The following is a 22,667-nucleotide window of genomic DNA, read 5'->3' on the forward strand; positions in this document are numbered from 1 at the left end:
CGCGCTCCTTACTTCGAGCCGAAAATGCGCTGCAACAGCCCCGGCTTTTGATAGTCGGTAAAGCGCATCGGCTTGTCTTCGCCCTTGAAACGGCTCACCACGTCGCGATAGGCGTTGGCCACGTCGGTGCCGTCGAGATGAATCGCCGGCGTACCCTGGTTCGAGGCATGCAACACCGACTCCGACTCCGGAATCACGCCGATCAGCTTGATTCGTAGAATTTCCTGAATGTCTTCGAGCGACAACATCTGGCCGTCGTTGACACGCTTCGGGTTGTAGCGCGTGATGAGCAGGTGCTCCTTGATCGGCTCGCTGCCTTCGATGGCGCGCTTCGTCTTCGACGAGAGAATGCCCAGAATGCGGTCCGAATCGCGCACCGACGACACTTCGGGGTTCGTCACCACGAGCGCCTCGTCGGCGAAGTGCATGGCGAGCAGCGCGCCCGATTCGATACCCGCCGGCGAATCGCACACGATGTACTCGAAGCCCATGTCGGCCAGGTCCTTGATGACCTTCTCGACGCCGGCTTGCGTGAGGGCGTCCTTGTCGCGCGTCTGCGACGCGGGCAGGATGAACAAGTTCTCGCAGGACTTGTCCTTGATGAGCGCCTGATTGAGGTTCGCTTCGCCCTGGATCACATTGATCAGGTCGTACACGACGCGGCGCTCGCAACCCATGATGAGGTCGAGATTGCGCAGGCCGACGTCGAAATCGATGACTGCCGTCTTGTGCCCCTGCAAGGCGAGGCCGGCGGAAAAGCTGGCGCTGGTCGTCGTCTTGCCGACGCCACCCTTGCCAGAGGTCACCACAATCACTTTTGCCATCTGTCGATGCCTTCCCAAACTTGAGGATGAATTTAGCTACGAATCACTTGAGCCCGAGGGGCTCGAAAATCAGTTTGTCGTCTACCAGCCGCACCTGCACCGAACGCCCCTGCACATCAGGCGGCAGCGCATATTCGCCGGTCCGGTAAATACCGGCGATGGAAATCAGCTCGGGCTCCAGGCAGGTACAGAAGATCCGCGCATCGAGCTTGCCCTTCACGCCTGCCAGTGCCCGCCCCCGCAGCGGTGCATAAATGTGGATATTACCTTCCGCGATCACCTCGGCCCCGTAACTGACCAGATCGAGGATGATCAGATCGCCCTTCGCGTAGACCTGCTGGCCCGAACGCAAGGGCTTGTCGATGATGGTCGAGGGGACGGCAACGGCCTCAGGCACGACCGGTGCCGGTGATGCCTGCGCGGGCGCGGCCAGCGCCTCGCCCCCCTCGGTCGGTGCCTCACTGTCCCTCGCCGGGCGCGACACGCGCCGCTCGTGGCTGTCCAATCGTGGCAGACCGTCCACCACCGCCCAATCGGCTTGCTCGGTGTTGGCGACCACGCCGATCGGCTTCATGCGGAATTCCACCAGCATTTCGGCCAAGGCGGGCACGGCAATGCGCTCGTCACCGGCCAGACGCCGTACGTCGATGGCGACCGTGTCACCGGCAAAAAACGCCGGGGTCGCTTCGAAACGCTGCGCCAATTCGGTGCGCAGCGTGTCCAGTTGCGGCGTCTTGACAACGAAATGCAGGGTATCAACGGCCCCACTGCGTAACTCGAAGTACGGCGTTTTCTTTTGCGGCATGTCAGGTTCTTGTGCGCGAATTGCTGGCAAATTGGGCCATTCTACCGCCCCTTGGCGACCCGCAAACCGCAAATCAATGGGGGATGACCGTCATTTATCGGATTCGCATCATTATTGCATCGCAACAACGCATGCCATTGACAAACCCTTTCAAGCGCGCGGTTCGCGTGGCGATTGACATCCGAATGTCATGGTGCACGTCTATGCTGGCGCTGGGAAAGTCCCATCAGAGACGTGCTGCGAAGCAGCATCGAAAATGCGAATTTTGTCGCGCAAGCGCCATATTCGTGACCTATCCTTAAAGTCCCTGACGAGGGACCCCCTGTGGAACCGCAAACCGGGAGACGACGATGCTGAGTCATCATGAATTTGCCACCCTGATGCTGGTCAAGGACGCTCCTGAGCAAGTGGAGCATGATCGCCTGGACCTCGAGTCATTGCTTGAAAGCAAATTGATCGAATGGGAAGAGTTGGCGTCGGGTGAGAAGTCCCCGCGACTGACCGTCCAGGGCAAGTACGTCCTTCAGGCCGTTGCCTGAGCGCCCAGCCTGCTGTTGAGGTGTCCGTAGTACGCAAAAGCCCGCCGGAAGGCGGGCTTTTCATTGTGCGGGGAGGCATGCCCCGCGATACCAACGCACATCAACCGTGCCGGACGTTCCGAGCGTGACGGCGCCACGTGCGGCGCGCCCCCGGATGCTCCCGGCACCAGTTGCGATCGACGAGCCAAGCGACAGCCGCGCCGACGACCAGCGCAATCACCAACATTGCAATCAAGCTCCCTGTCAACATAGCGGCCTCCTAACTTCGACATGGCGGGATGGCACGATTCCATTCTAGGCAATCCCTATCGAAATAGGTACCCGAAAGTGATTCGGGTATACCGCGTTTGCGTGACCTAAAGCGCCTCGACATCGCCCTATCGCGAGTTTGCTGCGATGCAGTATCCGACCCGCTATCCGACGGCCGTATCTCGAGAACGTCAGAGGCGGGATGCGCCGCGAGAATGCTCGGCGTCAGGCGATTGCGCCGCCCGCGTCGATCAGTACGGTCGAGCCAGTCGCGCTCGGTGTACCTGCCAGATAAAGCATCGCGTTGGCCACATCCTCGGCAGCGACCACGCGCCGCGCAGGCAAACGTTCGGCCGCGTTGCGATACATCGCCTCGCGATCGGCTTCAGCGAGTTTGTTCCACAGGGGCGTGACCGTCAGCCCCGGCGAGACGGTATTCACACGCACCGGTGACAGCTCCAGCGCCAGCCCGCGCCCCAGCGCCTCGACTGCCGCGTTGATGGCCCCCTGCACGACAGACGAGGTATTCGGCCGCACGCTCAGAAAGCCTGACGTGAGCGTGAGCGAGCCGCCGTCTTCGATGCGCGCATACCGAGCCACGTGGTAGGTGCCCCAGAACTTGCTGTCAAAGGCGGCATGCGCATCGTCCAGCGAGAGCTTGCGCACTTGCCCGGTCGGGGTTTGCGCCGCCGAGACGACCACGTGATGCCACGGGGCGTGTTCGGCGAAACAGCGTTCGACAGCGGCCGCGTCACCGGTGTCGAGCACCAGGGCACGCGCGGTCGAGCCGAGTGTGGCGAGCGCGTCATCGAGCTTCGCCTGACTGCGCGAGGCAATGGTTACGGCCGCACCGGCCTTGGCAAACGCCTGGGCTGCGGCGCGGCCAATGCCGGAGCTGCCGCCGATGACCAACACACGCTGACCTTCGAAATTGAACATGCTGAGACTCCTGAAAGCGATCGAAACAAGGGAGGAAACGCGGTACCCGTCGACGGCTGGTGGCTGACTGAACGTCCGGCACCAGCACTCGACGTCACGAAGCCATTGTGATCCTCATCGATAAAAACGATAATCCCTTGAAAAACTGAATCACTCTCTCCAATCTATTGATAATTGCCTCGCAATGATCGACCAGACACTGGATCTCACCTTATTCGACCGGATCGTTGCCGCGGGCAGCATGTCAGCCGCCGCACGCGAGATGGGGCTCTCACTTGCCGTCGTGAGCAAGCGGCTCGGACTTCTCGAACAGCGCCTCGGAGTTCGCCTGCTCAACCGCACCACCCGCAAACAGGCGCTCACGGACGAAGGGCAGGTGTTTCATACATGCTGCCAGCGAATCCTCGCGGAGATTGCCGAGACCGAGCGGCTGATGACGCGACAGGCGGGCACCGTCGGGGGCGTGCTTCGCATCAACGCACCACGGGCCTTCGGCCGTCGTCACCTGGCGCCTCTGTTGGTCGCGTTTCGCGAACGGCATCCAGCCCTGAAAGTGCATCTCGAACTCAGCGACCTATGGGTCGATCTGGTCGCGCACGGCATCGACGTGGCCATCCGCGTCGGCACCCTGCCCGATTCCAGCCTCGTCGCGCAGGAACTCGCCCCGAACTACCGCGTGCTGGTCGCGTCTCCGAGCTATCTGGCGCGGCGTGGTACGCCGCAGGACGCTGGCGATCTGCAACAGCATGACTGCATTCTGTTCGGCCACGCGCCGCACGGCGACTGGCGATTCGTGTGGCAATCCGAAACGTTGCGCATCCAGGTCCGCGATACCTACGTTGTCGACGACGGGGATACCGCGCACGAATTGGCGCTGCACGGTGCGGGCATCACGCAGAAATCCATCTGGGACGTGGGTGACGATATCGAGGCGGGACGCCTTGCCCGCGTATTGCCCTCGCTGCAAATGCCGGCGTCGCCGCTGCATGCCGTGTATCCGCACAGCCGGCATCTCGCACCGCGCACACGCGCCTTCGTTGACTTTCTACGGGACGGGTTGCGCGCCACATGGCGCTGGCCCCAGCACTAGGGATTCACACCTTGCGCAGCGTCTGGCGTGTCTCCCCCACGGCGCGCTGCCTCGCGGCTTTCACTTGTCGCCGACGGTATCGCGCCCGTTGAGCGCGTCACGTCCAGCGGCCAGCAATGCCTCCGAGAGCGCCGGATCTGCGCTGACGACCGCGCGCGACAGCACGAGCGTGCCCACCATTTGCGCGAAGCGCGCCATTGCCGCCCGATTCGCGCGCGTCCGACTCAGGCCTCGCTCGATACCGGCCTGGGTCATTCGCTCGATCATGTCGGCCAGCCCCTTCGCATACCATGCTTGCGCTTCGTCGCCGATGCGCGGGGCATCCCCCGCAAATCCGGCCATCGGGCAGCCACACGCCACGTCATCGCGGTGCGCCGTCGACAGATACCGCTCGACGCGCGCCGTCGGCGACAACACCGCCTCCGCCGCCGCGTCGCCGCCTGCCAACAGCCCGTTGCTCGCCGCCACCGCGCGCGACATCACGGCCGCAACCAGTGCGTCCTTCGACTTGAAGTGGTTGTAGAAGCCCCCCTGCGTGAACCCCGCGGCCTTCATCAGCGCCGTCAGCCCCACGGCGTCGACGCCGTGCTCACGAAACAGCCGTTCCGCCGCCGCGACGATCGCTTCGCGGTTTTCCGCAGCCTGCTCTCTTGAAATTCCCATCCCCCGCTCCTCAGGACTCGCAACGCTCGTCCAGACGCGTTCACACCATCGAACTATCGTCGTCATCGATAAAGACAATGATGATCACCATTGACATTTCAATGCCAGACTCGGCACAATGCGTCAACGATGACGATTGCGATCACAATCGTCACGAAGTATAACCCACCGCTCACGTCTTCCGCAGGGTCGACGTGACTCGATGACCCTGCTGGAGTTCTGAAATGAAGATCAAAGATGCTGTCGTATTCGTGACCGGCGCCAACCGTGGCCTGGGATTGGCGTTTGCGAAACAGGCGCTCGAACGTGGCGCGAAGAAGGTGTACGTCGGGTCGCGCGATCCGTCGAAGGTCACACTGCCGGGTGTCATCCCGGTCAAGCTCGACGTCAACGACCCGGAAGCGGTGGCGGCCGCGGCAAGTCTGGCCGGCGACGTCACGCTGCTCATCAACAACGCGGGGATTGCACGCCTCACGGAAGGGCTGACCGGCCCGGGCGCCACCGAGCTGCTGCGCGAGACGCTGGAGACGAACCTGTTCGGCGTACTCGGCATGACGCAGGCGTTCGCCCCGGCCCTGGGACGCAACGGCGGTGGCGCACTGCTCAATGTCCTGTCGATCGTGAGTTGGTTCAGTTCAGACGCGCTGCCTGAATACTCGATCACGAAGTCGGCCGCGTGGTCGCTGACCAATGGCTTGCGCAACGCGTTGCGCCCCCAAAATACGCAGGTGGTTGGTTTGCACGCGGGTTACATCGATACCGACCTGACTCGGGGGTTTGACGCCGACAAGCTCGACCCGGCCGACGTGGTGCGTCAGGCTTACGACGCCATCGAGGCAGGCGAAGAGGAAGTCTGCGTCGACGAAGGCACGCGACAGGTCAAGCAAGCACTGTCGCTGGGCGTCTACCTGCAGGCACCGGCGGCATAGCCGCTACCGCCCGACCAGGCACCCAACGCAAAAACGCCGCGACGCCCTCCCGGGGCATCGCGGCGTTCGTGTTACCACGGCGACAGGCGAAGGGGCGTCAGGCCGCCTTGTCCATCTGACGCTCGCCACCCACCGCCTCGACCAGATCGTCGAGCATGCGGGCGAGTTCGCCGGTCATGAGCGCGACGTCGGCGTCGAACTTCTCGGCTTCGCCTTCCGCGGTCGGGTCGGCGGCATCCTTGATGATGTCGAGCGGCGTCACACGCTTGATGACGAACGCGTCGGTCAGCACGAAGGAGATGCGGTCGTTCCACGTCATCGCCAGCTTGGTGCAGCGCTTGCCAGCCTCGATGTGCTGACGGACATCCGCCCCGTCGAGCGGGTGACGCACATAGCGCACGGCCGCCTTCTCGTCGGTATTCGAGCGCAGTTCCACGTCCTGATCGACGGTGAAGCCGCCCGGCGCGTCGTTGCCCGCGAGCCACGACGTCATCACCGCCACGGGCGCTTCGTTGAGCTCCACGTTCTCGAGCGTGATATCGAGCGTCTTGAGCAACAGGCTGCGCACTTCGTCGGCCTTGGCGGGCGACGCGGCGTCGATCACCAGCCAGCGATTGGCCGGATCGATCCACACACGCGTGTCGCGACGAATGCCGAACGCGCGCGGCAGCAGTTCGTCGGTGACCTGCTCCTTGAGTTCGCGCATCTGCTTGCGCCCGGGCTTGAAGCCTTGCTGCTCTTCGAGCTCGGCCGCCTTGGCGCGCGTGACCTGATTCACGACGGTGGACGGCAGCAGCTTCTTCTCGGCACGATAGGCGAGCAGGAACTGACGGTTGATGCTGTGCACCAGTTCTCCGCCTTCGCGCGGCGGCGCCCAGCCTTGCACTTGCATCTCGAGGCTACCGCCCTCGCAGAAGGCATGCTTCTCCAACGCCGCTTCCATTTGCGCGACGCTCATGGACCAACCGGCAGGAATTCGGTGCAACTGAAGATTCTTGAACCACATCGACATCACCGCAAAAAGCAAAAGCAGAGATTTTACCAGTGCCCGACGGCACGGCGAAATTCGGCGACGCGAATCGTGTCAGAGGAAACGATCGAGGATCTTGCGGCTCGGCTTGTCGAGCGCGCCAGTGTCCCGGATCAGGAAGTGGATGCCGTGGCTGTCGGTGATGAGCAACGTCGGGCCGCCCAGGCGCCGAATGTCTTCTTCGCCACGCAACACGAACGAAGCCTCGCCGCGGTTCGTCTCGACAGTCCAGGTGCTGGGCGTCGCATACGTCGAGACGCGCTTGATGCACAGCACCTCGGGCATGAATTCGCGCGCCGCGAGTTCTTCCTGCAAGAGCGTGCGCATCGCGGCGGGCAGCACGTCGAGCGAGTCGAGCCAGACCAGCTCGCGCCCCTCCGTACTCACCAGCGCAAGGCCCTCGTGCGGCGCCGCAATCGGAAACGCGCGCACGGGCACCACGCCCTCATGGGCGACGCCCGCCGCGTCGGTCAGCACCAGACGGCCGAACGCGTTACGCGACAAGGTGAAATCAATCTGCATGAGTCTCTTCGCGAACGTTCAGTTGACGGATAGCGGCTGGGCCGGTGCCGCGCTCACGGCTGCCACCGCGGCGGCCGCCTCGGCGGTCTCGATCACCGCGTCGAGATCCGTATCGACATTGCGCTGCTGGGCCTGGTACAGCCGGTAGTAGGCCCCTTCGCGGGCCATCAGCGCGTCGTGGTTGCCCACTTCGACGATCTTGCCGCGATCGAGCACCACCAGCCGGTCGGCCTTGCGCAGCGTCGACAACCGGTGCGCGATGGCGATCGTCGTACGGCCCTTGACGAGGTTGTCGAGCGCCTTCTGGATTTCCTTCTCGGTCGCCGTGTCCACCGATGACGTCGCCTCGTCGAGAATCAGAATGCGCGGATCGATCAGCAGCGCACGCGCGATGGAAATGCGTTGACGCTCGCCCCCCGAGAGGGCCTGCCCGCGCTCGCCGACGAGCGAATCGTAACCGTGCGGCAGACGCAGGATGAACTCGTGCGCGTGTGCCGCGCGCGCCGCCGCCACGATCTCGGCGCGCGTCGCTTCCGGTTTGCCGTAAGCGATATTCTCGGCAATCGTGCCGAAGAACAGGAACGGCTCCTGCAGCACCAGGCCGACGTTGCGACGAAAATCCGACACCGGCAACGCGCGAATGTCCACCCCGTCGATCTGGATCGAGCCCTCAGCCACATCGTAGAAACGGCAGATCAGGTTGACCAGCGTGCTCTTGCCCGACCCGCTGTGCCCCACCAGACCGATCATCTCACCCGGCGCGATGCGCAAATCCATCCCCCGGATCACCGCGCGGTTGCCGTAACGGAAGCCGATGTCGCGCAAGTCAATGGCGCCCTTCACTTCCTTCAGGTGCACCGGGTTGACCGGTTCGGGCACGTTCGAGACGTGATCGAGAATGTCGAAGATGCGCTTCGCGCCGGCCGCGGCCTTCTGCGTGACCGAGACAATACGGCTCATGGAATCGAGACGCGTGTAGAAGCGGCTGATGTAGGTGAGGAACGCGGTGAGCACACCGACGGTGATCTCATGCTTCGAGACCTGCCAGATCCCGAAGATCCACACGACGAGCAGCCCCACCTCGGTGAGGAACGTGACCGTCGGCGAAAACAGCGACCAGACCTTGTTCACGCGGTCGTTCACCACGAGGTTGTGACGGTTGGCTTCCTTGAAGCGCGCGACCTCGCGGTTTTCCTGCGCAAACGCCTTGACCACACGAATGCCCGGAATGGTATCGGCCAGCACGTTGGTGATTTCCGACCAGATCCGGTCCACCTTCTCGAAGCCATGACGCAAGCGGTCGCGCACCAGATGGATCAGCCAGGCGATGAACGGCAGCGGCAACAGCGTGACGGCCGCCAGCCACGGGTTGATCGACACCAGAATCACCGAGGTCATAACGATCATCAGCACGTCCGTGGCGAAGTCGAGCAGGTGCAGCGAGAGGAACACACAGATGCGGTCGCTCTCCGAGCCGATGCGCGCCATCAGGTCGCCCGTGCGCTTGCCGCCGAAGTATTCCAGCGAAAGGCGCAGCAGATGCGAGTACGTCGCGGTGCGCAAATCGGCGCCAATGCGCTCCGACACCTTGGCCAGCAGATAGGTACGCGCCCAGCCCAGTATCCAGGCGACCACGCCGGCGCCCAGCAGGCCGGACAAATAAATTCCCACCAGGTGGTAATCGATCGGCTTGCCGTTCTGGAATGGAATCAGCACGTTGTCCATGAGCGGCATCGTGAGATACGGCGGGATCAACGTGGCGCCCGTCGCGCAGAGCGTGAGCAGGAAGCCCGCCAGCAACTCGAAACGATACGGACGCGCGAATCGCCACAGGCGCAGCAATGCCCACGTCGAGGGTGGGGTTTCGACTTCCGGATGGCATTGGGGGCATTCATCGGCGCCTGGCGGCAGTTCTGCCTGACAGATCGGGCAGGTGCCGACCTCGTCCGGTACCTGGCTGGCGGCGTGGCCCGCCACTCTCGCGTCGCGCTGGCGCACGACGGTGTCCAACAGCGCCAGCGCTGCCGGGTTGTGGCCCAGGGTGTAGCGCCAGTTCGCCAGCTTCTTGTGCGCGTCGCACAACTCCAGGGCGCCCACGCCCGCATGATCGGTATGCGTGAGCGAGAGGTCGGCGCGGTACGGCCACGACTGCCAGTGCTGCCCGGTGCTCGCTGGATCATACGCGTCGCGACGCGCTTCGCGCGCGAGGATCCGGTCTTCGGTCGCCACGACCACGCCAGGCGCGAAATGCAGCTGTGCGTCGAGATCGAGCGTCAGCCACGCCAGTACGGTCTCGCCGTCGGCCAGTTGCGCCGCGACCTCGGGATACCAGGGCTCGGCAGCGGCCTGTCGGCCGGCCGCGGATAACGCAGACGCGGCGGAGCCGGAGGGGGCGCGCTCGGAAGCCGCAGTCGGGGCGGCGGCGGACGGCGCCGTCGGAGTGGGGGTGTCGGTCATTGCTGCGGCAGACGTGTCCTCAAGGGGCGGACATCGAGGCAAACGAGGAAAAATCGAGGCGGACTTTCCCTGTCAGTCCGCGAAATTGCCGCAAGTATAACCACAGCGACGCTTTTTGCGGCGCGGAGTTCCGCGATGACACGGTGCAGCATGGAAATATTGTTGCGACGGTCAACCGTTTACGGATTCTTACGTTAAGTAACCAGTTAACTGCGCGAGCGCAAGCCGCCATGCCGCCTGACGGCGGCCTTGCCAGCGCCTCCGAACCCAGCCTTGACGCGTGAATTTGCCTTGAGTATGAAAAAGAAAGACATTGAGATTTTCGATGTCCTGTCGCTGCGCGGCCCGAATATGTGGACATATCGGCCGGTGCTTGAGGCATGGGTCGATATCGGCGAACTCGAGGAGTTCCCGTCCAACAAGATCCCCGGATTTCCCGAGCGGCTGTCGACATGGCTGCCCACGCTCGTCGAGCACCGTTGCAGCATCGGCGAGCGCGGCGGTTTCCTTCAGCGCCTGCGCGACGGCACCTGGCCCGGCCATATTCTCGAACACGTCACGCTGGAACTGCAAAACCTCGCCGGCATGCCCGGCGGCTTCGGCAAGGCGCGTGAAACCCCGATCTCCGGTGTCTATAAAGTGATCGTGCGGGCCTGGCACGAAGACGTGACGCGCGCTGCGCTGTTCGCGGCCCGCGATCTGGTCATGGCGGCCATCGAAGACCGCCCTTACGACGTTGACGCCGCCGTGGAAACCCTGCGCGGCCTGGTCGACAGACACTGCCTCGGCCCGAGCACGGCGTGCATCGTCGATGCCGCCGACGACCGCGACATCCCCCACATCCGCCTGTCCGACGGCAATCTGGTGCAACTGGGTTACGGCGCGGCCGCCCGTCGCATCTGGACCGCCGAGACGGATCGCACCCCCGCCATCGCCGAGAGCATCTCGCGCGACAAGGACCTGACCAAGCAACTGCTCGAATCGTGCGGCGTGCCCGTGCCGGAAGGTCGTCTGGTTGAAAGCGCCGACGACGCGTGGGAAGCCGCCGAAGACATCGGCCTGCCGGTCGTCGTGAAGCCTTACGATGGCAACCACGGCCGTGGCGTGTTCATCAATCTCACCACGCGCGACGAAGTCACCACGGCATTCGAGGTCGCCCTCGAAGAAGGCAACGGCGTGATCGTCGAGCGGTTCGTGCCGGGTCTGGAACATCGCCTGCTGGTTGTGGGCGGTCGTGTCGTGGCCGCGGCAATGGGCGAGACGGCCTCGGTGGTCGGCGACGGCACGCACACGGTTTCGGAGCTCATCGAGTTGCAGATCAACAGCGACCCGCGTCGCGGCAGCGCCGAAGATCAGCCGCTCAACCGCGTGCGCATCGACTCGTCGGCCCGCCTGGAACTCAAGCGCCAGGGCTTCGACGCCGATGCCGTGCCCCCCGAGGGCAAGAACGTACTGATCCAGCGCAACGGCAACGTTGCGTTCGATGTCACGGACCGCGTGCATCCGAGCGTGGCGGCGCATGCGTCGCTGGCGGCGCGCATCGTGGGTCTGGACATTGCCGGCGTCGATCTGGTGGCGCAAGACATTTCGCGCCCGTTGGCCGAACAGCGTGGCGCCATCGTCGAAGTCAACGCCGGCCCCGGCCTGCTCATGCATCTGAAGCCGGCCGATGGCGTACCGCGCCCGGTCGGTCGCGCCATCGTCGACCATCTGTTCCCCGATGGCGACGCCGGGCGCATTCCGGTCGTCGGCATTACCGGCACGAACGGCAAGACCGTGACCGCACGCCTGCTCACGCACCTGCTGCAACTCGCGGGTGAGCGCACCGGCCTCGCCTGCAGCGACGGCCTGTTCCTCGACAAGCGCCTGGTGCAAGCCGGCGACCGTGCCAACTGGGATGCCGCGCACCGTGTGCTGATGAACGCGAGCGTGACGGCAGCCGTCTTCGAGAACGACAACACCGCCATCCTCTCGGAAGGCCTCGCGTACGACCGCTGCCAGGTCGGCATCGTGACGAACATCGATCGTCCGGATCATCTGGGTCAGTATTTCGTTGAAGATGTCGAGCGCATGTTCAGTGTGTTGCGCACGCAGATCGACGTGGTCTTGCCCGACGGCGTGGCCGTGCTCAACGCGCGCGATCCGCTCGTCGTGGAGATGGCCGAGCTGTGCGACGGCGACGTGATCTTCTTCGGTCTGGATGAACAACTGCCGGCCATCGTGGCCCATCGCGCGATGGGCAAGCGAACGGTCTTCGTGCGCAACGGCGACGTGCTGCTGGCCACCGGCGACGAGGAAATCACCCTCGGTGCGACGGCCAACATGCCGCTGACGTATGACGGTCGCGTCGGCTTCCAGATCGAGAACGTGCTCGCGGCCGTCGCGGCCGCCTGGTCGATGGGCGTGACGCTCGACGTTCTGCGCGCGGGCGTGACCACGTTCGATGTCGGTCAGGTGGATGCCCCGGGCCGGTTCACGATGTTCGAAAAGCACGGCGCGACGGTCGTCGTCGACGACGCCCATAACGCGCCGGCGCTGACGGCGCTGGCTGCGGCATTGGCCACCCTGCCTGCCGAGCGGCGCATTGCGGTGTATGGCCCCGGCGTCGACCGGATGGACGACGACCTGCAAGCCGAGGGCAAGCTGCTGGCGCAGACGTTCGATCGCGTGGTGCTGTGCGACGACCTGAGCGTCGCGCGCAAGCGTGCGCTGGCCGAGTCGCGCGCCCAACTGCGCGCGGGCATCGATGCCGAACGCAAGATTCCCGTGACCGACGCCGGCGAGCGACGAGCAGCGGCCGAAGCCGCGCTGGCCCAGCTCGCGAGCGGCGATCTGCTCGTGTTGCAGGCCGACGAAGGCGGCGCTGCCGCGATGCTCGATTTGGTACATCAGTGGATGGGCCAGCCGATGCGCGCACTGGCGGCCTGAGGGCTGAGCGCAAGTCCGCGGCGGGCGGCGGCGCGCAGCCCTTGCTGCGGCCGCCCTCTCCGGCCAATCACAAATACCCAAGCCACCGTCGTTTTTCTCGCCAACCAACCGCCATACAGGGGCGCGAAGTGGACAGACAGGGATTGCAATTTATGGAAGTCTCCCGTATCCGCGCATTGCGCGGTCCCAACCTCTGGAGCCGTCACACCGCCATCGAGGCGATCGTGTCGTGCACCGATCTGGAATACTCGATCGGCAATCTGGCCGGTTTCGAGGCTCGCCTGCGTGCGCGCTTTCCCGAGCTGCCTGCGCTCACGCCCGACGCCGAGGAGCGTCCGGTGTCGCTGGCCGACGCCCTCGCAACCACGGCATTGCATCTGCAAGCCGCCGCCGGTTGTCCGGTGACGTTCAGCCAAACGACGCAGACCATCGAACCGGGCACGTTCCAGGTCGTGGTGCAGTACAGCGAAGAGCCGGTCGGGCGTCTCGCCTTCGAGCTGGCCCAGCAATTGATCCACGCAGCGCTCGACGACAGCCCGTTCGATCTGGCGGACACCCTGTATCGCCTGCGCGATCTCGATGAAGACGTCCGTCTCGGCCCGTCGACCGGTTCGATCGTGGATGCGGCTGTCGCACGCGGCGTTCCGTACCGCCGCCTGACGGAAGGCTCGATGGTGCAATTCGGCTGGGGCAGCAAGCAACGCCGCATTCAGGCGGCCGAGACCGACCGCACCTCGGCCGTGGCCGAGTCGATTGCCCAAGACAAGGACCTGACCAAGACGTTGCTGCACGCCGCGGGTGTGCCGGTACCGCTGGGCGGCACCGTGCGCGATATCGAAGACGCCTGGAAGCTGGTGCAGGAGATCGACGCGCCGGTCGTCGTCAAACCGCGCGACGGCAACCAGGGCAAGGGCGTGGCCGTGCGTCTGCGCACGCGCGAGGAAATCGAAAAGGCGTTCGAAGCCGCGCAGGACATCAGCCGCGACGTCATCATCGAGCGCTACATTCCGGGACACGATTTTCGTCTGCTCGTGATCGGCAACAAGCTGGTGGCGGCAGCGCGCCGCGACCCGCCGCAAGTGACCGGCGACGGCGTGCACACCGTGCGCCAGTTGGTCGAAGCGGTCAATGCCGACCCGCGCCGTGGCGAAGGCCATGCGACCTCGCTCACCAAGATTCGTTTCGACGACATCGCGCTCGCCACGCTTGCCAAGCAGGGGTTGAACGCCGACTCCGTGCCGGCCGCCGGGGCGCGCGTCGTTCTGCGCAACAACGCCAATCTGTCGACGGGCGGCACGGCCACCGACGTGACGGACGACGTCCACCCGGAAATCGCCGCGCGCGCCATCGCCGCCGCGCAGCAGGTGGGGCTGGACATCGCCGGTGTCGACGCGGTGTGCGAGACCGTCATCAAGCCGTTCGAAGATCAAGCGGGCGGCATCGTGGAAGTCAACGCCGCGCCCGGCCTGCGCATGCACTTGCAGCCGTCATACGGCAAGGGCCGTGCGGTCGGTGAAGCCATCGTCTCGACGATGTTCGAGGATGGTGACGATGGCCGCATTCCGCTCGTGGCCGTCTCCGGCACGAACGGCAAGACCACTACCGTGCGCCTGATTGCCCACCTTATCGGCCAGCAAGGGCTGCGGGTGGGCATGACCGGCACCGACGGCATCTATATCAGCGGCCAGCGTATCGACACCGGCGATTGCAGCGGCCCGCGCAGCGCACGCAACGTACTGATGCATCCGGACGTGGACGCCGCCGTGTTCGAAACCGCGCGCGGTGGCCTGTTGCGCGAAGGGCTGGCCTACGACCGCTGCGATGTGGCGGTGGTGACCAACATCGGCATGGGCGATCACCTGGGTCTGTCTTACATCAACACCGTGGAAGATCTCGCCGTGCTCAAGAGCGTGATCGTGCGCAATGTGGCGCCACGCGGCATGGCCGTGCTCAATGCCGCCGATCCGATGGTCGCGCGCATGGCCGATGCCTGCCCGGGAGACGTCACCTACTTCGCCATGGACGCCGCGCATCCGGTGCTCGCCACGCATCGCGCGAAGGGCAAGCGCGTGGTGTACGTCGACGGCGGCAGTATCGTGACGTGCCAAGGCGGCAACGAGACCCGCTACGCGATGGCGGCCATTCCGCTCACGCGCGGCGGCACCATCGGTTTCCAGGTCGAGAACGCGATGGCCGCCATCGGTGCGGCCTGGGCGCTGAAGCTCGATCCGGCGACGGTCCGGGCCGGACTGGCCACCTTCGTGAACGACGCGGGCACCGCGCCGGGACGCTTCAATGTGTTCGACTACCGCGGCGCCACCGTGATTGCCGACTACGGTCACAATCCAGACGCCATTGCCGCCCTGACCCAGGCCGTGGAAACGATGCCGGCGCGACGCCGCTCGGTTGTGATCTCTGGCGCGGGCGATCGTCGTGACGAGGACATCCGCCGTCAGACGCAGATCCTCGGCGACGCGTTCGACGACGTGCTGCTCTATCAGGACCAGTGCCAGCGCGGCCGCGAAGACGGTGAAGTGCTCGGGCTGTTGCGTGATGGTCTGGTCGGTGCGCGGCGCGTCAGCCATATCGAAGAGATTCACGGTGAGTTCGTGGCGATCGACACGGCGCTGGCGCGGTTGCAACCGGGCGATCTGTGCCTGATTCTCATTGATCAGGTCGACGACGCTCTCGCGCATCTCTCGCAACGCGTGGCACAGTCGGGTTCCTGAACCCGCTTGGGGTCTGTTGAGCCTGTCAGGGCTGAGGTCCGTGGTTTCACGGACCTCAGCCCTTTTTATTGGCGCTCGGCGAGGTCGCTGACGCAACCGCCGCCGCGCTTCACTGGCGCGCCGATATCGCTGCCCCCTGTGGCGCCACTTCCCGCACCCGAGCCCTGACGTGGCGATAAAAACCCAGTAGCGCGTGGCAATAGAAGCTGGGGTTGTCGTAACTGCGTCCGTCGAATCGATGCGCGACGTATCCCCCGCCGCACGCCGCAAATGCCTCGCATTGCAGGCAAGTCTCATGGGGTTCGGGGTAGCGAGTGCGCGCGTAATCGCTGCAGGCGTGCAACGGGTGCGACGCGAGGTCGAACCCGGTGTGCGTTGCGCCCGCCTCGCAGATGGCGAGCACGTCGAGCAGGCGATAACTGCCATCGCTCTCCACCACGACGATCGGCGCGAGCGCCCCACCAAAGGCATCGAGTTCCGAGCGACGACCGAGCACGCCGCGAATGAACGTCTCGAAGATGCGCACGCTGAAGCCCGGATCGTCGATGGCGAGCCAGGCATCGAAACCTCGGCACAGGAAACTGAGCAGCCGGGCGTGCGTGTAGGCCTGGATGTGGCGCGGCGGTGCGGCGAAGTTGGCGTCGGGCAGCAGCAAGTCGATAGCCGTCAGCCCGAGCGACCGGAAGTAATCGAGCATGCGCACCGGATCATGATTCGGATCGATCACGGCCAGCACGCCGTTGAAGACCCGCGGCGATGCAGGATGCGCAAGGCATCGCCGAATCGCTTGCTCGACGCGCTCGCCCGTGCCCTGTCGCGCGAAGTCGTACCGGTGCCGGTCGTGCATGTCGGGCGGCCCATCGCAGCTGATGCCCAGGCTCGCGTCGTAGCGCGCGTACAGATCCAGCCAGTCATCGTCGATCAGCACGCCGTTGCTCTGCGTGATGATAGTCAGATCGGACGCCGGCAAGCGCCGCCGCAAGTCGGAGAAGAAGCGCTCGGTACGGGCTTTGCCGAGCAGCAACGGCTCGCCGCCATGAATCTCCAGCGTCATGCGCGCCGACGGGAACGCGTTGCGATGCTCCGCCAGACGCGTGACCAGCGCGTCGAGGTGGGACGCGTGCAACCGCTTCGGCCGCTCACGCCAGCCCTGATCGACGCCATGATACATATAGCAATAGCTGCAATCGATATTGCATCGCTCGGCGACCTTGACCATGACCAACAGATCGCCGTTGGCGTTGCCGCGCGCCATCGCGCCGGAGGACGTCAGCATGGTGCGTGACGACGCACGGCGCCGCTCATTTGCGCTTGCCGGCCGCAGGCGGGCCATTCTTGTCGGACTCGCGCTCGGCACGCGGCGCCATCAGCTTCGTGTGTGCCGCGAAGACAGCGGAATCGTCCGGTCCGCGCGCCATTTCCGCCATGACCGACGCGATGATCTGTCCGCCTTGCGCGGGGTCGTCGTCGCGATAGTGCACCAGAACCCCCGGCAACCCCGGTACGCCCTGCAACGGGACATATCGGTCACCGGACGACACCGGCACCACGCGATAAAGTGGCACGGCCGCCATCTCGTGCCCAAATGCCGATTTGATTTCTGCCGATTGCGCTTCGCTCAGATCGAGCGATCCCACCGGGAAAAAGAGCTCCGAAGCCGTCATGAAAGTACCTCCGTTCGAAAGGAATGGGGAACGTCAATATTGGGTGTTGAAAAAGAACGTCTGAAACAGACGCCCGTTCTCCTTGCAGTCGCCGAAATGTCCCTGGCTCGCGTGGAACCGTCTGCCACGGAACAGGATGAGGCGATTGAAGCGATTCGCGATGCGGTCGGTCATCTCCCAGCGCTCCCATGCGGCGGCGTCGGCGTCGCAACGTTGCCGCTGGTCGTCGTCGTCGGGATAGAGGTCGAAGCCGGTTTCGATATGCTGAAAGAAGGCCGTTCCCGCGGTAGCGGGCGCGTCGGGGGTGAGATAGACCACGCCGGACCACACCGTCGTATGGTCGGCGTGCACCCACGTGATATCGCGTTGCACGCTGTATTGAAATGCGCCGTTGTAAGTGTCGGTCGGCCAATAGGTGATCGGGGCCTTCACGATGTCCTGGATCGCCGTCGTGACGCCGTCATGCAGAAATGCCTCTGTGCGCGCGCCGGGATAGTTCCCCTTGACCGCGAAGGTTTGTCTCAGTGCAAAGTCGCGCACGTCGAGGGCATCACGATAGAAGTTATCGGTCACGATGATGGAGTCGTGCATGGCGCTCACTTTGCGGTAGCTGGTTTGTCACGCTGCCGCTCGCGGCCAACGGCCTCGCCCGGGGCACGTTCGGCACGGTTGCCATCGTTGGCCCCGCGGGCTTCGTTGGCTCCGTCGGCTCCGTCGGCTCTGTCGGCTCTGTCGGCTCTGTCGGCATTGGGCGACGATGCCTCGTCGGGCGCATCCGGCAACAACCGCTCGCGAACCCATTGCAGGTGCTCGGGCGAAATTTCCGGACGATCGACTTTGCCGAACCCCGTGCTGCGGTCGTAGAAGCCGGCCCGGATCTCCTTCGACACCTCGTAGATATGGGGGTTGAAGCCTTGCACGTCATAGAGATGCTGCTCCACCACGCCGATCAGCTTGCAGTTCGACGTGTTGCCTGCCATGGCGGTGGGCTGCCAACCGGCGTCCCGGATCCATTGCATTTGCTCGGCCTCGCTCAGACCTCGCGCGAGCAGGGGCGAGGCACAGAAGAAGTGGTTGTCGGCTTCACGCTTCGTGAATCCGCTCACCGGATACGCCAGTGGCGGAAATCGGTGTCCGCTGAGAATGAGTCGTATGCCGTAGGTTCGACACGTCTTCGCCATCGCCGCAAATACCCCACCGATACATGAGGTGCACGGAATCTTGCCGGAACCGGACGTGAGCGATTCCCGGGCCACCTGACGAATATCGATCGTCTCGATCACCAGTTCGACGCCGAAACGCGCACAGAAAGTCCGCGCGTTGTCCTTGACCTCATCGGGAATGAAGCCGTTGTCGACGAGCACGGCGATCGGGCGCAACTTCAATTCCTTCACGGCAAGCAGCAATGTGAGCGCGCTGTCCTTGCCACCGGAGTAGGCCACCACGGCATCCGGCGTGCCTTCGCCGCGACAGGACTGCACAACGTCCAGGAGCCGGCGCTGCGTGTAGTCGCCACGCGCGGCCTCCGCCGCGAACGCGTGACAGGCCTGACAAATGCCATCGGCTTCAATGTGCACGCCCGGCAAGTCTTCGGTGAGCAGGCACCGCGCACAGTGGCGATCGACGGCAACGCCGATGCCCGTGGACGACTCGACACGGAGTCGGCGCAACGGCGCGCCGGTCGCGTGGAACAACTGCGAGCGCTGTTCGGCTGACAAGGGTAAGAGAGTTGACGACATGACCGCGGCTCCCATCCCGGGTACCTGCCAGGGCACCCGGAGTTCGCGGCTCGACGCCGTGCTGGGTCGAGCCGCATCACACGCAATAGACACGAGCCGCAGATGACACGCACCATGGCGCGCCCGTGTCCGACCAAGGTGCCACGCCGAATCAGTGCAGTCCTTGCGAACCTTGAGCACCTTGGACGCCCTGCATGCCTTGCGGACCTTGGACGCCCTGAGCGCCTTGCACGCCCTGGGCACCTTGCATACCCTGCGGTCCCTGCATGCCCTGGGCACCTTGCATACCCTGCGGACCCTGCATGCCCTGCACGCCTTGCATACCCTGCGCACCTTGCATGCCTTGCACACCCTGTGGCCCCTGCACCCCTTGAACGCCCTGCAAGCCCTGCGCGTGCTGATACCCCTGGACGCCTTGCACACCCTGCGGACCTTGCATGCCCTGGACGCCCTGCACACCCTGCGGACCTTGCATGCCCTGCACGCCCTGCACACCCTGCGGACCTTGCATGCCCTGGACGCCCTGCACACCCTGCGGACCTTGCATGCCCTGCACACCTTGCACACCCTGCGGACCTTGCATGCCCTGCACGCCTTGCACACCCTGCGGACCCTGCATGCCCTGGACGCCTTGCATACCCTGCGGACCCTGCATGCCCTGGACGCCCTGCGCACCTTGCGGGCCCTGCACGCCTTGCACACCCTGCGGACCCTGCATGCCCTGCACGCCTTGAGCGCCTTGCACACCCTGCGGACCCTGCATGCCCTGCACGCCTTGAGCGCCTTGCACACCTTGCGGGCCTTGCATGCCCTGCACGCCTTGCAGCCCCTGACCGTTCAGATGGCCTTGCACCCCCGCTCCTTGCCCGCCAAAGACGCCGCGAAGCTCGGGGAAGCTCGACATGACTCGGATAGCGCCGATGCGCTGCCCGGTGATCGCTTGAATGTGTCGGATTTGGTCTTCGTTGAGTTGCAGTTCCAGATCGTTTTCGTTCATGGTGCTTCGCTCCTTGAATCAATTGAACTTCGGACGCCTGCGAAAGCGATTCTGATGAATTCCGGCAAGCCCAATCGGCGTGTCGGTGCGCAAACGCACTGCGAGCACCATCGACTCAACTCAAGGAAGCCACACCCGCTGCGCACGACAGATCGCCGCGCACCCGCGTCAGTGCTGGCGTCTTATCGCCTGACGAAGCGCCACACCGGGTCGCCAGCGCGGCAAGCCGTCCGTCCGGCCCCATCACGTTTGGGCATTTTTTATTAAGAATTTTCCCAAGTGCGGTGCGCTAGGCGTCGCCACGAAAAAAAGCGCCCGCGCGGCGCTCGGTGAGCGGTTGCGCGGGCGCGACTTCCGGCGTTGCGAGGTGGCCGGTACGGCCGGCCGCGCCGTCAGACCACGACGTCCTGCGGGGCCATTTCCGTACCGTACGAGGCCCAGCGAGCGTCTGCCCCCTCGGCCGCCACCGTCGGCTTGCACTCGCCGGCGGTCTCATCGAGCCCTTGCAGCAACGGGCAACGTTCAAAGAGTTCGGCGATGAAGTCGACAAACACACGAACCTTGGGCGATAGGTGCCGGTTATGCGGATACACGGCCGAAATCGGCATGGGCGGCGGCTTCCACTGGTGCAGGATCTCGACCAAATGGCCCGATTGCAGGTAAGGCAGCGCCATGAACCGCGCGAGCTGCACCGTCCCGAACCCCGCGAGTCCCAGTTGCAGATACGCCTCGGCATCGTTGACGGCGACCGCCCCCGGCATATGAATCTCGACTTCCTTGCCGTCCACGAGGAACTGCTCGTCGACCACACGCCCCGTGCGGCTCGAGAAGTAATGCACCGCCGTGTGCCGTTGCAGATCGTCGAGCGAGTGCGGCATGCCCATGCGCTCCAGATAAGCCGGCGACGCGCACGTCACGCTTTGGAACAGTCCTACACGCCGTGCGACGAGGCTCGAATCCTGAAGCGTGCCGACGCGCAAGACGCAATCGACGCCTTCCTGAATCAGATCGACCGGCTTGTCGCCCATGCCGACCATGAGTTCCACTTCCGGATATCGATCGTGGAATTCGCACAGCGCCGGCAACACCACCAGCTTGCCGAGCGAGCCCGGCATATCGATGCGCAACTTGCCGCGCACGCGCTGACTGCTCTCCCGGAACGACGACTCGGTTTCCTCGATATCCGCGAGAATGCGCAGGCATCGCTCGTAGTACGCGGCCCCGTCGGGCGTCAGATTGAGCCGCCGGGTCGTACGTTGCAACAGCCGCGTGCCGAGATGCGACTCAAGGTTTTGAATAATCGTGGTCACCGAGGTGCGCGGCAAACCGAGGTTGTCGGCCGCGCGTGAAAAGCTGTTTGCCTCGACGACTCGCGTGAAGACCTGCATCGCTTGCAAGCGATCCATGACATTTCCCCATTCGAAAACGCGGTTGTACCCGTCGATCCGACTATTTTTGCCCCGTCGCCCGTCCCCGAGCCCATTGGTCGGCGAGACAGGCCAACATCGGCAAGACCCACATCGATTAGTCGATCTGACCGAACAGTGTTGCCAAATTATAGGCGTTTATCCCGATGTGCGTGGCCTCTAAACTTCGTTCCATCGAATGTCATCAGAGGGGTATCGCGTTCGCGAGCCCAACGTCATATGTCTGCCAACGCCAAGTCGCCCTCGGGACGCCCAGGCCAAACCCGCCGCACCGACGACGGACTGCGCATCGACGAAGTGAGCATCGCCGGGCATGCCGGTCCGGTCACGTTGCGCCTGTACCGCCCTGCCGGCCCCACCGTCTCGGCGGCCCACGCGCACACCGAGGCGCCTGGCGTGGTGGTACCGCTCGAAGCGCATTTGCCCGCGGTGCTGTACTTCCACGGCGGCGGCTTTTGCCACGGCTCGCTCGACGACGGCGACGCGGCGGCCCGCTATCTCGCCTCGCATGTCCCGGCGCTGGTGGTGTCAGTCGGGTATTCGCTCGCCCCGGCACACCCGTTCCCGGCGGCGCCCGAAGATGCATGGTGCGCCGCGCTGTGGCTGCAACGTCACGCCCGCCGCTACGGCGCGAGCGCGCGCCGTCTCGCCGTGGCCGGTCACGACGCCGGCGGCAATATTGCCGCGGCGCTGACGATGATGGCGCGCGATCGCGGTGAAGCGACGATCTCGGCACAAGTGCTGCTGGCCCCGCTGCTCGACCCCAGCATGACGCGCCTGGCCGATGGCCGCACGCCGAGCGATATCGAAGCGAGCGAGTGCGCCCGCTGCTATCGCGCGTATCTGCCGCACGCAACGCAGCGTCTGCATCCGTACGCCGCGCCGCTCGAATCGCGGCGCCTCGCGGGCTTGCCGCCCACCTTGATTGCGTCCGCCGAACACGACCTGCTGCACGTCGAAGCCGAAAAATACGCGGCCGAGCTGATCGCGGCAGGCGTGCCGACGCAGGTCACGCGCCATCGCAGCGCGTCCCACCACGGCCTGGCCGCCCTGCCCGCCGCACTGCGGGAAGTGGCCGCGTTCCTGACACGCCGGCTGGCGCCACCCGCCACCGGTGCCACCCAGTGAGTCCATCC

General features: G+C 64.7%; 19 protein-coding genes. 6 read left to right on the forward strand and 13 right to left on the reverse strand.

The window, feature by feature from the left end; translation table 11 throughout:
* Positions 1-8: 8 nt before the first annotated feature.
* Complete coding sequence (gene minD / locus PEP31012_RS08705; protein ID WP_150588967.1) at positions 9-824, reverse strand: septum site-determining protein MinD; 816 nt, start codon at positions 822-824, stop codon at positions 9-11.
* 43 nt (positions 825-867) lie between these two features.
* Positions 868-1,629: a septum site-determining protein MinC gene (minC, locus tag PEP31012_RS08710; RefSeq protein WP_150588968.1), complete on the reverse strand. Its 762-nt coding sequence runs from the start codon at positions 1,627-1,629 to the stop codon at positions 868-870.
* A gap of 350 nt (positions 1,630-1,979) precedes the next feature.
* Between minC and PEP31012_RS08715 the strand changes: the two genes are divergently transcribed.
* A complete protein-coding gene (locus tag PEP31012_RS08715) occupies positions 1,980-2,168 on the forward strand; it encodes a hypothetical protein (RefSeq protein WP_017234163.1) in 189 nt (62 codons plus the stop codon).
* A 474-nt stretch (positions 2,169-2,642) separates the two neighbouring features.
* On the opposite strand, the gene PEP31012_RS08720 is transcribed toward PEP31012_RS08715, so the two are convergent.
* Positions 2,643-3,356, reverse strand: coding sequence for an SDR family oxidoreductase (locus tag PEP31012_RS08720; RefSeq protein ID WP_150588969.1), 714 nt, complete (start codon positions 3,354-3,356; stop codon positions 2,643-2,645).
* 184 nt (positions 3,357-3,540) lie between these two features.
* On the opposite strand from PEP31012_RS08720, the gene PEP31012_RS08725 reads away from it, so the two are divergent.
* On the forward strand, positions 3,541-4,446 hold the full coding sequence (locus tag PEP31012_RS08725) for a LysR family transcriptional regulator (protein ID WP_150588970.1): 906 nt from the start codon (positions 3,541-3,543) through the stop codon (positions 4,444-4,446).
* Between the two features lie 60 nt (positions 4,447-4,506).
* On the opposite strand, the gene PEP31012_RS08730 is transcribed toward PEP31012_RS08725, so the two are convergent.
* The gene (locus PEP31012_RS08730; RefSeq protein WP_150588971.1) at positions 4,507-5,109 is read right to left on the reverse strand and encodes a TetR/AcrR family transcriptional regulator; all 603 of its coding nucleotides are present in this window, start codon (positions 5,107-5,109) and stop codon (positions 4,507-4,509) included.
* A gap of 224 nt (positions 5,110-5,333) precedes the next feature.
* Between PEP31012_RS08730 and PEP31012_RS08735 the strand changes: the two genes are divergently transcribed.
* Positions 5,334-6,038, forward strand: a complete 705-nt coding sequence (locus tag PEP31012_RS08735) for an SDR family oxidoreductase (protein WP_150588972.1) — start codon at positions 5,334-5,336, stop codon at positions 6,036-6,038.
* 97 nt (positions 6,039-6,135) lie between these two features.
* Here the strand turns inward: PEP31012_RS08735 and PEP31012_RS08740 are convergent, their stop codons facing one another.
* From PEP31012_RS08740 to PEP31012_RS08750, 3 genes are all read right to left on the reverse strand, one after another.
* Entirely contained in the window at positions 6,136-7,044 is a 909-nt protein-coding gene (locus PEP31012_RS08740) for a recombination-associated protein RdgC (RefSeq protein WP_150588973.1), read from the reverse strand.
* 78 nt (positions 7,045-7,122) lie between these two features.
* Positions 7,123-7,590 (reverse strand): cyanophycin metabolism-associated DUF1854 family protein, encoded by a 468-nt coding sequence (locus PEP31012_RS08745; protein ID WP_150588974.1) that lies wholly within the window; start codon positions 7,588-7,590, stop codon positions 7,123-7,125.
* 18 nt (positions 7,591-7,608) lie between these two features.
* Positions 7,609-10,047, reverse strand: coding sequence for a cyanophycin metabolism-associated ABC transporter (locus tag PEP31012_RS08750; RefSeq protein WP_150588975.1), 2,439 nt, complete (start codon positions 10,045-10,047; stop codon positions 7,609-7,611).
* Positions 10,048-10,344: 297 nt separating this feature from the next.
* Between PEP31012_RS08750 and cphA (PEP31012_RS08755) the strand changes: the two genes are divergently transcribed.
* A complete protein-coding gene (cphA, locus tag PEP31012_RS08755; protein ID WP_150588976.1) occupies positions 10,345-12,975 on the forward strand; it encodes a cyanophycin synthetase in 2,631 nt (876 codons plus the stop codon).
* A gap of 152 nt (positions 12,976-13,127) precedes the next feature.
* The gene (gene cphA / locus PEP31012_RS08760) at positions 13,128-15,704 is read left to right on the forward strand and encodes a cyanophycin synthetase (RefSeq protein ID WP_150588977.1); all 2,577 of its coding nucleotides are present in this window, start codon (positions 13,128-13,130) and stop codon (positions 15,702-15,704) included.
* A 109-nt stretch (positions 15,705-15,813) separates the two neighbouring features.
* Here cphA (PEP31012_RS08760) and PEP31012_RS08765 read toward each other — a convergent pair whose 3' ends face one another.
* The 6 genes from PEP31012_RS08765 to PEP31012_RS08795 form a co-directional block, all read right to left on the reverse strand.
* Positions 15,814-16,980, reverse strand: coding sequence for a radical SAM protein (locus PEP31012_RS08765; RefSeq protein ID WP_150588978.1), 1,167 nt, complete (start codon positions 16,978-16,980; stop codon positions 15,814-15,816).
* A 25-nt stretch (positions 16,981-17,005) separates the two neighbouring features.
* On the reverse strand, positions 17,006-17,368 hold the full coding sequence (locus PEP31012_RS08770) for a hypothetical protein (RefSeq protein ID WP_150588979.1): 363 nt from the start codon (positions 17,366-17,368) through the stop codon (positions 17,006-17,008).
* Between the two features lie 33 nt (positions 17,369-17,401).
* Positions 17,402-17,959 (reverse strand): DUF6445 family protein, encoded by a 558-nt coding sequence (locus PEP31012_RS08775; protein WP_150588980.1) that lies wholly within the window; start codon positions 17,957-17,959, stop codon positions 17,402-17,404.
* Positions 17,960-17,964: 5 nt separating this feature from the next.
* Complete coding sequence (locus PEP31012_RS08785) at positions 17,965-19,107, reverse strand: adenine nucleotide alpha hydrolase family protein (RefSeq protein ID WP_246171207.1); 1,143 nt, start codon at positions 19,105-19,107, stop codon at positions 17,965-17,967.
* Positions 19,108-19,258: 151 nt separating this feature from the next.
* Positions 19,259-20,104 carry a collagen-like domain-containing protein gene (locus PEP31012_RS24140; RefSeq protein ID WP_281355425.1) on the reverse strand — a complete coding sequence of 282 codons (846 nt, stop codon included), beginning with the start codon at positions 20,102-20,104 and terminating at the stop codon, positions 19,259-19,261.
* A 392-nt stretch (positions 20,105-20,496) separates the two neighbouring features.
* Complete coding sequence (locus PEP31012_RS08795) at positions 20,497-21,510, reverse strand: LysR family transcriptional regulator (RefSeq protein WP_150588981.1); 1,014 nt, start codon at positions 21,508-21,510, stop codon at positions 20,497-20,499.
* Between the two features lie 240 nt (positions 21,511-21,750).
* Between PEP31012_RS08795 and PEP31012_RS08800 the strand changes: the two genes are divergently transcribed.
* Positions 21,751-22,659 (forward strand): alpha/beta hydrolase, encoded by a 909-nt coding sequence (locus PEP31012_RS08800; RefSeq protein ID WP_150588982.1) that lies wholly within the window; start codon positions 21,751-21,753, stop codon positions 22,657-22,659.
* Positions 22,660-22,667 lie beyond the last annotated feature (8 nt).

Source organism: Pandoraea eparura, assembly GCF_902459725.1.
GTDB lineage: Bacteria > Pseudomonadota > Gammaproteobacteria > Burkholderiales > Burkholderiaceae > Pandoraea > Pandoraea eparura.